We start from the raw sequence: 12,353 nt of genomic DNA, 5'->3' as shown, positions 1-12,353 counted from the left end.
GGGCGCACCCGCCGTTGCGGGTGCGCCCTTTCCGTGCGTTTCACGGCGCGTGTGCGACCGCCGGCGAACCCCCTTGCGGGCGGGCTCAGTTCTCGTAGACCGCCGTCACCGGCGCGTGGTCGGACCACCGTTCGTCGTGCGTCGCCGCCCGTTCCACCCACGCCTTGACGGCCCGCTTCGCCAGGCCGGCCGTCGCCACCTGGTAGTCGATGCGCCAGCCGGTGCCGTTGTCGAAGGCCCGGCCGCGGTAGGACCACCAGGTGTACGGGCCCTCCTGGTCGGGGTGGAGGGCGCGGACCACGTCCACGTACTCCGCCTCGTCGAAGACCCGGCCGAGCCACTCCCGCTCCTCGGGGAGGAAGCCGGAGTGCTTCTGGTTGCCCTTCCAGTTCTTGAGGTCGGCCTCGCGGTGCGCGATGTTCCAGTCGCCGCAGACGACGACCTCCCGGCCGTCGGCCGCCGCGCGGGCCCGCAGCTCCTTCAGGTACGGCAGGAACTCGCCCATGAAGCGGATCTTCTCGTCCTGCCGCTCCGTGCCCACCTGACCGGACGGCAGGTAGAGGCTGGCGACCGTGACCCCCGGCAGGTCCGCCTCGACGTACCGGCCGCTGCCGTCGAACTCGCTCGAGCCGAAGCCGATCCGCACCGCGTCGGGTTCACGCCGCGTGTAGAGGGAGACGCCCGCGCGGCCCTTCGCCGCGGCAGGGGCGTGCACCGTGTACCAGCCGTCGGGGTCGCGCACCTCGGCCGGGAGCTGGTCGGCGGTGGCGCGGACCTCCTGGAGGCAGATCGCGTCGGCGGCGGTCGTCGCGAGCCACTCGACGAAGCCCTTCTTCGCGGCGGCCCGGAGACCGTTCACATTCACGGTGGTCACAGTGAGCATCCCGGCACCTTACCGGCAGACGCCATTCGCATACACGTACGCTTTCCGGCATGCATGTCAGAACAGTGGGCTTCGATCACCCGGACGCGGTGAAGCTCAACGACCAGGTCCAGCTCGAGTACGTCGAGCGTTACGGGGACGACGGTGACGCCACACCGCTCGACCCCTCGATGTTCGTGCCGCCGCGTGGCCTTTATCTCATCGCCTACGACAACCAGGACCGGCCGCTGGCGACCGGCGGCTGGCGCACCCAGGACGAGAACTCGGAGGGGTACTCGGACGGCGACGCCGAGCTCAAGCGCATGTACGTGATCCCCGAGGCGCGCGGCCGGGGGCTGGCCCGCCGCATCCTCGCCGCGCTCGAGGACGACGCCCGCGCGGCCGGCCGGATCCGCATGGTGCTGGAGACCGGCGACATGCAGCCGGAGGCGATCGCGCTCTACGCCTCCAGCGGCTATGAGCCGTGCGCCAAGTTCGGCTACTACCGGGAGTACCCGAGCAGCCTCTGCATGGCGAAGCTTTTGACGCGACCCTGACATTCTTTCGCGATTCGTGGCACCCTGCCTCACGCACGCCGATCCGCACCACCCTCGCCCCCCTCCCCGCCCGAACACGACCGCGGGCGGGCACGGCAGAAGGAGACATGCGTGAGACGCCACCGCTTAGCCGCCTCGGTCCTGACCGCCGTCGGCGCCCTGCTCGTCGGGGCGCTGTCCGCCACCACGGCGGACGCCGCCCCCTCCCCCGCACCCCGCCCCGCCTCCTTCGCGCCGAAGCAGGCGGCCGAGGGGTTCTGGACCGCCGAGCGAATGCGCGCCGCCACCCCGCTCGACCTGATCCGCGCCACTTCCGGCACCACCCTCCGGACGCCCGCGCCGGCCGCCTCCGGCAAGGAGACGGTCATCGCCCCCACCTCCTTCCCACAGGCCGGCGGCCCGTGGACCGGCGGCGGCGCGGTGGTGAAGACGTCGGGCCGGGTGTTCTTCACCTTCCAGGGCCGTACGGCCTCCTGCTCCGGCAACTCCGTCACCAGCCGGAACGGCAGCACGGTCATGACCGCCGGCCACTGCGTGAAGTACCAGGGCTCCTGGCACACCGACTGGGTCTTCGTCCCCGGCTACGACAACGGCCAGGCCCCGTACGGCCGGTGGAGCGCCACCCGGACCCTCGCCACGCAGCAGTGGGCGGCGAGCGAGGACATCAACTACGACGTCGGCGCCGCGGTCGTCGCCCCGCAGAACGGCAGGACACTCGCCGAGACGGTCGGGGCGCAGGGCCTGAGGTTCAACGGCGGCTACAACAAGGCGATGTACGCCTTCGGCTTCCCGGCGGCCGACCCGTACGACGGCAGCAAGCTGATCCACTGCAGCGGCAACAGTTCGAAGGACTTCCTCTTCTCCCAGGACCACAGCCTCGGCTGCAACATGACGGGCGGCTCCAGCGGCGGCCCCTGGTTCGAGTCCTTCGACGAATCCACCGGCACCGGCCTCCAGGTCTCGGTGAACAGCTTCGGCTACCGCTTCCTGCCCAACCGCATGTTCGGCCCGTACTTCGGCCCCGAGGCGAAGGCGGTCTACGACAGCGCCCAGGCGTCCTGAGTCGTGCCCGCATTCTGAACCGGCATGCCCGACGACAGCCCCGGCCGCGGTCCCGGCCGGGGCCCTCGCCAGGAACGACGACGAGATCCTCGGCAAAGTCGCCGCCTGCTGCCGAGGACCTCCGACCAGGTCACTGTGTCCGCGCGCGCTCGGCATCCGTCAGCTCGCCCCTGACGAGCGGATACACCAGCGCGCAGCCGAGAGTGACACATCCCGCGGCGACGGCTGCCCAACGCAACGCCACGTCCCACCCCTGGCCGAAGAAGCGTGCCAGTCCGGACAGTACGAGAAACGTGACCGCCGTCAGCAGCACAGCCGACCGGCTGAATCTGCGGGGACACGTCGACTGCCGTGCGGCGTCCACGAGTACCGCTGACCGGTCAGTCACTCGATCGGTCAGTCGTAGAGGCCCGCCACGACCAGGCTGTCGAAGAGCAGCTTGCCCTCCTGTGAACCGGTCACCCGCACCACGGCGTCCTCGCCGGCGTCCTGGGAAGGGAGCCTGGTCGCTGCGATGTGGCACGGGATGTCGAGTTCCACGTATCCGTGGAAGGCGCTGCGCAGTTCCAGCGGGAGGACGCGGTACGGGGCGCACACGGCCTGGGTCGCCTGCCGGGCCGCCTCCAGCAGCATCATGCCGGGGACGTGGTCGGCGGGGCGGTCGAAGAGCACCGGATGGCCGGGGTCGATCCGCAGCGTCCAGTTGTGCCCGCGGCGCGCGGCCGCGGAGGACGGGATGCCCAGGACGACGTCACGCTCGTCGAGCCGGCCCACGATCGCGGCCGGGACCGGTTCCGGCCGGGGCGGCAGCCCGTCCCCGCGTGTCCCGTCCCGGTGCTCCCGGCCGTCGGCGGACGGTACGCGCAACGCCAGCCGGCCCGCGCCGACGAACTCGTCGCCGCGCTTCAGCTCCGCCTCCAGCGTCATGCCGATCAGCGTGCCGTGCGGACGGCTGACGTCCGCGCCGGAGACCTCCAGCCGTATCTCGGCCGGGCTCGGGCCCAGCAGCAGCGCTCCCGGCACGACCTCGATGTCCAGCGCCTCCATGAACGGGCGCCGGCCCGCCGGTACGCCGTAGTAGATCTGGCCGACCAGTACGGACGCCTGCCGCAGCGTCTCTGCGGCGAGCAGCGGGTCGTGCCAGGCGCCGGCTATCGGCGGGTAGAACGTGTGCCCGCGTGGCCACTGGGCACCGAGACGGAAGGTGTCGGGCCCCAGCTGCCGCCAATCGGTGATCAGCACTTCCGCGACGGCGCTGCGGCCGACGAGGTGGCGGGGGGCTGTCCTGACAAAGCGGAGATCAGCCGTGTCCATGGCGTACTGCGGTGCCAGGAGGGCGCGCGGGGGATCGGTCACGGACACGCAGGATTGCCTTTCTCGATAGTCGACGGTGCGGAGTGCGTTTCCCATGGGCGGACTGGTAGGGCGACACGCCACGGGACGGACGGGCGGGCGGTGCACGGCCGGGACTTCGGCGATCGGTGGGCAGGACGCGCCGCGGAAGGAGACGGGGGGCCGGGGAATGGCCGGTGGTCGGGGAATGGCCGGTGGGCCGCTGAAGGAGACGGCGGGCCGCGCAGGAGGCGGCGGGGCGGCCCGCCCGTGAGGCCCCCGTCGGCCGGCATCAGACCGTCGCCAGCTCCGTCAGACGGCCGGCGTGGAAGACCAGCGGCCCGATCTGGTCGGTGACCGCACCCTCCGTCGCCTCCGCGATGACGAGCTCGTGGTCTCCCGCCTGATGGATCGTGGTGATACGGCAGTCCAGCCAGCCCAGCCCGTCCGCCGGGATGGGGTGCCCGTCGCGTGTGGTGGACCATTCCCGGCCGGTGAACCGCTCGGCCCCCTTGGTGCTGAACAGCCGGCACAGGTCGCCGTGCCGGTCGCCGAGGATGGTGACCGCGAACCCTCCCGTCTCGCGGATGGCCGGCCACGTCGTCGACGTCTCCGCCGCGCACAGGGCGACCAGCGGCGGGTCGAGCGACACCGACGTGAACGAGTTGACGGCCATGCCCACAGGGCCCTGCTCGGTCTGCGCGGTGATCAGCACGACTCCCGTGGTGAAGCGGCCGAGTATGTCTCTGAACGAGCGCTGCTCCAGCATCTGTTCTTCCGCTCAAGTGAGAAGTGGATGAAGGTCGATTCGCCGCGGGTGCCGGCCGGACGGGTCGGTCCGGCCGGCACCCGCACCGGACTACTTGGCGCGACTGGCGATCGCCCAGTCGACGGCCTCCTGCGGGCGGTCGGCGGAGCCGGTGATGCGGGGCGCCACATACCGCGCCAGCAGTTCCATGCTCCGGTTCGTCTTCTCCCAGGACGTCCAGTCCGCGACGTACACCAGGAGCGTGCCGAACCCGCCGGTGATCTCCTGGAGCCGCCGGATGCCCTCCACCACGTCGTCGACCGATCCGACGAGGGCGCCACCGGCCTCGACACGGGCCTCCAGGGCCTTCTCGCGGGGCACGTCGGGACTGATGACGTCCCGGCCGGCCGCCTTGCCGAAGTACTCGAACAGCCAGCGGTCGTAGCCCTCACGTACGTCCGCGTAGGCCTCTTCGCGGGTCTCGGCCACGTGTACCGGCAGGGCGATGCGCCATTTGTCCCGGTCGAGGGTCCGGCCGTGCTCGGCGGCGGCCTCCTCGGCGAACTTCCACTGGTGCGCCAGGTTGATGTGCGCGGGCGCGCCCGGAGTCATCAGCGCGAACGGCAGCGCGAACGAGGTCATGCTCAGGCCGTACTGGCCGATCAGCCGCGGACTGGACTGCGAGGTGCCCGAGGTGGCCATGGCGACCTCAATGCCGTCGGGGCTGAAGCGGGGCAGCTGGAGCTTGGCGTCACGCAGGTCGAACCAGTCCGTCTGCTGTGTGATCCGCTCTTCGCCGTTGACCAGTTCCATCACGGTCGGCAGCGCCTCCTCGAGTCGCCGGCGCTGCACCGGCTGCTCCAGGCCGAACATTTTCGCGTCGAACGGCACCCCCGGACCGACGCCCAGGATGTAGCGGCCGCGGGTCAGGTGGTCGAGGTGGACGGCGCGGCTCGCGACGTGGAAGGGGTGGTGGCCGGAGAGCGGTACGACACCGTGGGCCAGCTTGATCTGCCGGGTGCGCTGGGAGGCTGCGGCGATCAGAGTCTCGGGAGCCCCGACGAGCCCCCAGCCGAGGGTGTGGTGTTCGCCGAACCACGCCTCGTCGAAGTTGAGTTCGTCTGCCTGCTCGACGAGATCGAGGTTCCTGCGTATCGCGAGGTGCGGGTCCTGGCCGGTCTCGTGGACGGGGGACAGGAAGAGACCGATGCGGCTGTGCACAGCAATTCTCCTGGGAGGTGTGGAAGGCGGGAAGTGCGAAGGCGGACGGAAGCACGGGGAGGCGTGCGAACCACGGAGAGACGTGCGAAGGCACGGGGAAGCGTGCGGACACGGGGAGGCGTGTGGAGGCACGGGGAGGCGGAAGCCGGGGCGTACGGATGGCCGTCACGCGCGGGGCGTGGGGCGCCGGCCGCAGCGCGCGGGGCGCGCTGCGGGCAGGGTCACGCGAGCCGGTAGACCGCGTCCTTCAGGGTCCGGACGCGCTCGTAGTCGGCGGCGAGCCGCTCCTCGTCGGCCGCCGTGAGGAAGACCCGCAGGGAACTGGTCAGCAGGTCCACCGTGGGGCGGATCGGCGAGCCCGGCCGTACCTTGACGCCGGCGAAGAAGACGCTCTCCAGCCCGCGGATCTCCGCCACGGCCGTCTCGTCCACGGCCGCCACGATCCCGTCGAGCTCGGTGGGCGTGTTGTAGACGACGGCGTGCTGGAGCTTGCGGTAGACGCGGCCGCCGTAGCGCGCGCGGAAGCTTTCCGGCTGCGCGTACGCCTGCGCCGCGAGGTCGGCCTGGTTGTGGCCGAGGCACACGTCGTGGAAGGGGGCGTTGATGTTTCCGTTGAGGCGGGTGCCGATCTCGACGAGGGCCGGACCCTCGTCCGTCATGATCACCTCGGCGTGCGCGGGGCCCCACCGTACGCCGAGGGCGGCCAGCACCTCGTCGACGTACGAGACGAGGGCCGTCACGAGCTCGCTGTCCGGATCGACGAGGATGTCGCGGTTGTAGATGTTCTTGCCGGAGGGCAGCAGCGTCTTCTCGTACTGCCACACTCCGCAGGCGTACCGCTCACCGTCGCAGCTCACGGTGTCGACGATGTACTCGGTGCCCTTGAGATAGGACTGTACGAGGATCTCGCTGTTGGCGGTCCCGAAGATGTCCTGGGACGTGAGGACGGTCTCGGCCGCGGTGCGGACCTCCCCGGCGCTCTCGCAGATGAACACCCCGTCGGAGGCGGCCGAGCTGATCGGCTTGATGACCACGGGGTAGCGGCCCTGGTCCTCCGCCCAGGCCACCAGCGCGTCCGGGTCGCCGCTCTTGAACTGGGCGGCGCAGCGTACGCCGGCCCGGCGCAGGGCCTCGATCATCTCGTACTTGTCCCGGCGAGCCGGGGAGAGTTCGGAACCGTTGGTCGGCAGCCCCAGCCGCTCGCTCAGCCGGTCGGCGAGCTGGACGGAGGACTCCTGGCCCGCGACGACGCAGAGCGGGTCGTGGTCGCCCAGGATCTCGACGAGCTTGTCCTCGTCGGTGCACACGATGTTCTCGGCGTACGCCGACAGGTCGGGTGCCTGCATCGTGGGAATGAGTTCGGCGGTGCTCTGCACGTGGAGCACGTCGGCGCCCTGTGCGGCGAAGGTGGCGGGATAGAAGTTGCCTGCCGAGTAGCCGTCGAGGACCACCGCGAGGGGCTTGCGGGCGGGGCTCATGCGCCGGCCTCCGACTCGATGAAGCGGGCGAGGCGCGCGATGCCCTCGCGGATGGCGGCGGGGGTGAGGTTGCTGAAGCCGAGCCGCAGCGCGCGGTCGCCGCCGCCGTCGAGGTAGAACATGCTCATCGGTGCCCAGCTGACGCCGAAGTCCCGGGCGGAGCGCTCCATGGCGGCGAGATCCGCCTCGAAGCCGACCTCGACGGTGAGGAAGAAGCCGCCGCGCGGAACGTTCCAGCGCACCTGGTGCTCGGCGTACCGCTCGGGCGGGAAGTGGCCGGCGAGCGCGTCGAGTGTCGCCGCGAGCCGCTCCTGGTAGACAGCGGCCAGCTCACGGGTGGCGGAGGTCAGGTCGTAGTCGTTCTCCACGAGGATTCCGCCGATCGCCGCCTGGGACAGCGAGGAGGAACCGACCGAGAACATGGCCTTGGCCTTGGACAGTTCCTGCGCGAGCCTGCGCCGGGTGCCGTCCTCGCCGGTCACCTCCTGGTCGGCGACCAGGTAGCCGAGACGGGCGCCGGGGAAGGCCGACTTGGCGAACGACCCGAGGTAGATCACGTCGCCGCGGGTGTCGAGCGACTTGAGCGTCGGCATCTTCTCGCCGTCCCGGGCGAACAGTCCGTAGGGGTTGTCCTCCAGGATCGTGAGGCCTTCCTCCGCCGCCACGTCGAGCAGCCGCTGCCTGGCCTCCAGGGGGACGACCGTGCCCGACGGGTTGGAGAAGTCCGGGACCAGGTAGAGGGCGCGCGGACGCTTGCCGGCGGCCCGTACGGCACGGGCGGCGGCCGCCACGGCGTCGGGCTCCAGGCCGTTCGGTCCCTCGACGATGCCCTTCACCGGGATGTCCAGCATCCTGGCCGCGCCACGGATGCCCACGTACGCCGGGGAGACGGACAGCAGGACGTCGTCGGGCGAGGCGAACAGGCCGCGCAGGGCGACCAGGGTCGCCTCCTGGAAGCCGTGGGTGATCATGATGGACTCGGCGGAGACCTCGATGCCCTCGTCGTGCCGGAGCATCCGGGCGACCTCGTCCTGGATGAAGCCGTTGACCGGTCCGTACTGGAAGAGCAGCCGGGTGATGCGCTGTTCGGGAACGCCCTGCTCCCGCAGGTGCCCGAGGTAGCGCTCGACGTAGTGCGAGAGGTTCGCCAGGTCGTGGTTGCCGTCGTACGGAGCGCCCGAGGAGAACGACAGGGCCTCGGGGAACTTCATCGCGGTCTCGCTCAGCAACCGCATCGAGTCCATCTCCGGGTCGACGATGCCGGCGTGCAGCGAGGTCCGGAGCAGTGGTGTCCGCTGGAGCGGGGGGTGCTCCTGGACGGGTATGGCGGTCATGCCGGTTGTTCCTTCCGACGTGTGGGTCCGGGCGGGGCGGGACGGGAGGGGAGCGACCCGGTCAGGCGGCGGGCCGGTCGAGCGCGGCGATCCAGCTGCCCTTGCCCGGCGTCCACTGGCGGACGCGCGTCTCGGCGACGAGGCCGCCCTGGACATAGGGTTCGGTGTCCAACAGCTTCTGCAGTGCGTCGCGGTCCTCGACCTCGTAGAGCAGCAGTCCGGCGTTGGCTTCGGGGAGCGGCCCGGCGAGCAGCAGCACGCCGTCGTCGGCGAGGCTGCGGAGGTTCTCCGCGTGCGCGGGGTGCAGCTCCTGGCGGCCCGCGCGGTCGACGTTGTACTGGAATTCGACGACGAATTTCGCCATGGGAAGACTCCTTCGGGCTTACGGGCGGCGCGTCACATGTAGAGCCCGCCGTTGATGTCGATCACCGCGCCGGTCGAGTAGCCGGCGCTCTCGGAGCAGAGATGGAGCACGCTGCCGACGGCCTCGTCGACGGTGCCCATCCGGCCCATGGGCAGCTTGGACAGCACGGCCTTCTTCTGCTCCGGGTCACGCCGCTCCCAGGCGCCGGCCACGCGCTCGGTGGCGATGGGACCGTGGGCGACGACGTTGACGACGACGCCGGCCGGGGCGAGTTCGTAGGCCATCTGCTTCGTCATGCCGATGACGGCGGCCTTCGCTCCGACGTAGGCGGCGTTGTTGAAGTGGCTGTAGGTACGGCCGCCCGCGGAGGCGAAGTTGACGATGCGTCCGTAGCCGTCCCGCGCCATGCGGGGAGCACAGACCTTGATCGCGATCCAGCTGCTGACCACGTTCTCCAGGAACGATGCGTCGAAGTGGCCGGCGGTCAGGTCGGCGTAGCCGATGACACGGGTGTCCCCGCCGACACCGTTGACCAGGATCGAGGGCGCGAACTGCTCGACGATGCCGGTGAGCAGGCGCTCTGCAGCGGGTATGTCGGTGATGTCGCCGACCACCACCTCGACCTCGGTGAGCCGGCTCAGCCGGTCCGCCAGCCGGTTCACGGCCTCCTCGTCCCGGTCGAAGAGGACGAGCGTGTGGCCTTCCTCGGCCAGGCCCCGGGCCACTTCCCGCAGGATTCCGCCCGCGGCGCCGATCAGCAGGGCGGTCCGTGCGGTCTGCGCGGGCCCTGCGGTACTCGTGGTCATGCTTCGGTCACCTTGTTTCTGTGGTCGTTTCGACGGGTTCACGGTCGGGAGGCCCGGCGGACCCGGCGTCGGCGGTGGTCACGCCGAAGCCGGCGAACCGGGGCAGGAAGACAAAGCTGAGTGCCACGCCGAGGCCCAGCACGAGAGTGGAGATCCAGAGCGTCCCGTAGCCGTACGCATGGGCCACCGTCAGCCCGATCGGACCGCCGACCACGAAGGCGGCGTTCCAGGCGAAGAAGTACGAGCCCTGGTAGGTGCTGACGCGGCCGGCCGGTGCCCGGTTGGCGATGAACGTGGCCGACATCGGCGCCCACAGCACCTCGCCGAGCGTCCAGATGACGGTGGCCACGACGAACGAGCCGAAGTCTCCGGCCAGCGCGTTGGCCCCGAACCCGACGGCGATCAGCACGGCCGCCATGACCAGCGGCGTCTGGTCGCTCATACCTTTGACGACCCTGGGCACCAGGGCGAGCAGCACGATCGAGAGGACCGCGTTGGCGGCGAACACGATGCCGATGTCGCCGGGTGACAGGCCGCTGGCCCGCATGTCGAGCGGGAGCGCGGAGTTGACCTGGAGGTAGATGCAGGCGAGCAGGAACGTGAGGATCAGGAAGGCGACCAGCACCGGCGACCGGAACGGTTCGGCGATACCCGCCACCGCGCGCCGCAGCGCCGACGCGCCCTGCCTGCCGCCGATCCCCTTGTCCGCGTCCGCGGGCATCTCGTCGGCGGGAAGCGCGCAGATCAGCACGGCGTAGACGGCGCTGCACGCGGACCACACGATGAAGAGGGAGGGCGGATGGAAGGCGAGCAGGAAACCGGAGAGGACCGGGCCGAGCGACATTCCGACGTTGAAGCCGACGAGGAAGAGGCTGTAGGCGCGGGAGAACTGCTCCGGCGGGACGATCTTGGAGATCAGCCCGGCGCCTGCCGGGCGGTCCACCGCGGACAGGAACCCGGTGATCAGGGCGAGCGCGCAGAGGAGGACCACATGCTCGGCGACGACGAACAGCAGGGCGGAGACCGCGGTCACCGGCTGGGCGGCGATGATCGTGCGCCTCGGTCCGATGAGGTCGGCGACGGCACCGCCGACCAGCCCGGACATGACGACACCCGCGCCGAAGAGGCCCACGATGAGCGGTGTGGTCCGGTCGTCGACGAGATCGCCCTGCTGGAGATAGAGGATCAGGAAGGCGGGCGCCAGCGTCCCGAGCCGGCTGAACGTCTGCCCGAACCACAGCAGCCAGAAAGTCTTGGGAAGGGCCATCAGTTGCACGCCGTTCGGGTCGGCGTCCGGCGTGCCGCCGGACGTGGTGTCGGTCGTGGGGGCGCGGCCGGAACGGGGCAGGGGGTACAGCTGAGGCTGCTGTACGCGAAGGCCGCCGAGACCAGCGTCATATGGCGGTGCCAGCCCGGATAGGAGCGGCCCTCGAAGGCGCGCAGCCCGAAGTCGTTCTCCAGCCGTTCCAGCGTGTCGGTCGTCGCGGCGTGCAGCCCCGCCAGGTCCAGCAGGTCGGCTACCGGGCGGTGCGCGAGATCGGCGAGCCATACCTGCCCGGTACGGCACGCCGCCGGGTCCCATTCGGCGAACACCCGGAGCAGGGGGCGTGTCCCGGGGAGCCTCACCAGTCCGGTGAGGACGGTGACCTGTCGCGCCCCGGCGCCGTGCGTGCCGACCGGCAGGCGGGCGCCGTGCGTACCCACCGCTTCCTTTCGCGGGCGGCGGGAGCAGTGCAGGGCGAGGAAGCGCTGTGCCGCGACGGCCCCTTCCTCGCCACCGGGCAGTTGCCGGTCCGGGGCGGCGGGCACGAGCGGGAAGGAGTCGGGTACGGCCACCACGAAGTTGCGTCCTTCGCAGATCAGGCCGCGGACGACCTCGCCGGCGCCGGCGTAACCGGTCAGGTCGACGACGACCGGCAGGCCGGCCAGGTCCCGGCGTCCGCCGGACTCCTCGACCATGTCCACAGCCTGGACCGCGGCCGAGTCGGCCCGGCCGGGCCGAACAGTGTCGGGGATCCGGGCACGGCGGCGCTGCTGCGGGTCCTGTGACCACTCCTCGGGGAGAAGGAGCCGCCAGTCCACCGGCACGACCTCGCTGTCCGTAGACAGGAAGGCCCCGATCGCCACCTGGCAGTTGACCGTACGCCCCGCCTGCGGCACGAACCGCCGGTGGACGCCGCAGGAGCGGTCGCCCCGCTTCGGGAGGACCACCGGCCCGATGACCAGGGCCCGGGCGCGGCTGTGCCGGCCGATCCAGCGCGTCAGTTCGGCACGCACGGGTTCCCATTCCCACGGGCTGGCGTTGACGAACTGATGCAGGGCCTGGGGCGCCGTACTGGAGTCGGAGACGGTGGCCGCCAGGCGGCGCACCGATTTCTTGCCCGGTGTGGTGAGCAGGCCCCGCACGTAGGCGTCCGCCCATCTCCGCTGATCGGCCCGGGGCAGCCGTCCGAAGAGAACCTCGGTAAACGCGGAGACCGATGCCCATGCCTGCGTGGTGTGCTGCGTAGCCATCGCGCGTTTCCCTCCCTCTGGTGTCGCTGGTACCGGCGCGGTGTAGGCCGGTAGGTAAAACATAGAGAACGACCT

At 70.8% G+C, this 12,353-nt stretch carries 13 protein-coding genes; 2 read left to right on the top strand and 11 right to left on the bottom strand.

Annotated elements, in window-relative coordinates:
* Positions 1 to 85 precede the first annotated feature (85 nt).
* A complete protein-coding gene (locus ACFYOP_RS07595; protein WP_356896430.1) occupies positions 86 to 883 on the bottom strand; it encodes an exodeoxyribonuclease III in 798 nt (265 codons plus the stop codon).
* 50 nt (positions 884 to 933) lie between these two features.
* Here ACFYOP_RS07595 and ACFYOP_RS07590 point away from each other — a divergent pair, with 50 nt between their 5' ends.
* Together ACFYOP_RS07590 and ACFYOP_RS07585 are read left to right on the top strand one after the other, a co-directional pair.
* A complete protein-coding gene (locus tag ACFYOP_RS07590) occupies positions 934 to 1,419 on the top strand; it encodes a GNAT family N-acetyltransferase (RefSeq protein WP_356896428.1) in 486 nt (161 codons plus the stop codon).
* A gap of 111 nt (positions 1,420 to 1,530) precedes the next feature.
* Positions 1,531 to 2,481, top strand: a complete 951-nt coding sequence (locus ACFYOP_RS07585) for a peptidase (protein ID WP_356896426.1) — start codon at positions 1,531 to 1,533, stop codon at positions 2,479 to 2,481.
* Positions 2,482 to 2,611: 130 nt separating this feature from the next.
* Here the strand turns inward: ACFYOP_RS07585 and ACFYOP_RS07580 are convergent, their stop codons facing one another.
* The 10 genes from ACFYOP_RS07580 to ACFYOP_RS07535 form a co-directional block, all read right to left on the bottom strand.
* Entirely contained in the window at positions 2,612 to 2,794 is a 183-nt protein-coding gene (locus ACFYOP_RS07580; RefSeq protein ID WP_356896424.1) for a hypothetical protein, read from the bottom strand.
* Between the two features lie 83 nt (positions 2,795 to 2,877).
* A complete protein-coding gene (locus ACFYOP_RS07575; protein WP_356896422.1) occupies positions 2,878 to 3,837 on the bottom strand; it encodes a ScbA/BarX family gamma-butyrolactone biosynthesis protein in 960 nt (319 codons plus the stop codon).
* Positions 3,838 to 4,105: 268 nt separating this feature from the next.
* Entirely contained in the window at positions 4,106 to 4,582 is a 477-nt protein-coding gene (locus tag ACFYOP_RS07570; RefSeq protein ID WP_356896420.1) for a flavin reductase family protein, read from the bottom strand.
* 90 nt (positions 4,583 to 4,672) lie between these two features.
* Complete coding sequence (locus tag ACFYOP_RS07565; RefSeq protein WP_356896418.1) at positions 4,673 to 5,782, bottom strand: LLM class flavin-dependent oxidoreductase; 1,110 nt, start codon at positions 5,780 to 5,782, stop codon at positions 4,673 to 4,675.
* A 221-nt stretch (positions 5,783 to 6,003) separates the two neighbouring features.
* Positions 6,004 to 7,260 (bottom strand): ATP-grasp domain-containing protein, encoded by a 1,257-nt coding sequence (locus tag ACFYOP_RS07560; RefSeq protein ID WP_356896416.1) that lies wholly within the window; start codon positions 7,258 to 7,260, stop codon positions 6,004 to 6,006.
* A complete protein-coding gene (locus ACFYOP_RS07555) occupies positions 7,257 to 8,594 on the bottom strand; it encodes a PLP-dependent aminotransferase family protein (protein ID WP_356896414.1) in 1,338 nt (445 codons plus the stop codon). The genes ACFYOP_RS07560 and ACFYOP_RS07555 overlap by 4 nt, the downstream gene beginning before the upstream one ends.
* A 61-nt stretch (positions 8,595 to 8,655) precedes the next feature.
* On the bottom strand, positions 8,656 to 8,958 hold the full coding sequence (locus ACFYOP_RS07550) for a YciI family protein (RefSeq protein ID WP_356896412.1): 303 nt from the start codon (positions 8,956 to 8,958) through the stop codon (positions 8,656 to 8,658).
* 32 nt (positions 8,959 to 8,990) lie between these two features.
* On the bottom strand, positions 8,991 to 9,764 hold the full coding sequence (locus ACFYOP_RS07545; protein WP_356896410.1) for an SDR family NAD(P)-dependent oxidoreductase: 774 nt from the start codon (positions 9,762 to 9,764) through the stop codon (positions 8,991 to 8,993).
* A 7-nt stretch (positions 9,765 to 9,771) separates the two neighbouring features.
* Positions 9,772 to 11,031 (bottom strand): MFS transporter, encoded by a 1,260-nt coding sequence (locus ACFYOP_RS07540; RefSeq protein WP_356896408.1) that lies wholly within the window; start codon positions 11,029 to 11,031, stop codon positions 9,772 to 9,774.
* Positions 11,031 to 12,278: a transposase gene (locus ACFYOP_RS07535; RefSeq protein ID WP_356896406.1), complete on the bottom strand. Its 1,248-nt coding sequence runs from the start codon at positions 12,276 to 12,278 to the stop codon at positions 11,031 to 11,033. Before ACFYOP_RS07535 ends, ACFYOP_RS07540 begins: the two co-directional genes overlap by 1 nt.
* Positions 12,279 to 12,353: the final 75 nt, after the last annotated feature.

It is taken from the genome of Streptomyces sp. NPDC006294 (genome assembly GCF_042870895.1).
In the GTDB taxonomy this organism is placed as follows: domain Bacteria; phylum Actinomycetota; class Actinomycetes; order Streptomycetales; family Streptomycetaceae; genus Streptomyces.
This window is presented reverse-complemented; position numbering and strand designations above follow the sequence as displayed.

Bases quoted from the DNA above. Each gene is read 5' to 3' on its own strand.
- ACFYOP_RS07590 (WP_356896428.1), top strand. From the start codon at position 934: ATGCATGTCAGAACAGTGGGCTTCGATCACCCGGACGCGGTGAAGCTC.
- ACFYOP_RS07570 (WP_356896420.1), bottom strand. From the start codon at position 4,582: ATGCTGGAGCAGCGCTCGTTCAGAGACATACTCGGCCGCTTCACCACG.
- ACFYOP_RS07595 (WP_356896430.1), bottom strand. From the start codon at position 883: ATGCTCACTGTGACCACCGTGAATGTGAACGGTCTCCGGGCCGCCGCG.
- ACFYOP_RS07555 (WP_356896414.1), bottom strand. From the start codon at position 8,594: ATGACCGCCATACCCGTCCAGGAGCACCCCCCGCTCCAGCGGACACCA.
- ACFYOP_RS07545 (WP_356896410.1), bottom strand. From the start codon at position 9,764: ATGACCACGAGTACCGCAGGGCCCGCGCAGACCGCACGGACCGCCCTG.
- ACFYOP_RS07540 (WP_356896408.1), bottom strand. From the start codon at position 11,031: ATGGCCCTTCCCAAGACTTTCTGGCTGCTGTGGTTCGGGCAGACGTTC.
- ACFYOP_RS07550 (WP_356896412.1), bottom strand. From the start codon at position 8,958: ATGGCGAAATTCGTCGTCGAATTCCAGTACAACGTCGACCGCGCGGGC.
- ACFYOP_RS07535 (WP_356896406.1), bottom strand. From the start codon at position 12,278: ATGGCTACGCAGCACACCACGCAGGCATGGGCATCGGTCTCCGCGTTT.
- ACFYOP_RS07560 (WP_356896416.1), bottom strand. From the start codon at position 7,260: ATGAGCCCCGCCCGCAAGCCCCTCGCGGTGGTCCTCGACGGCTACTCG.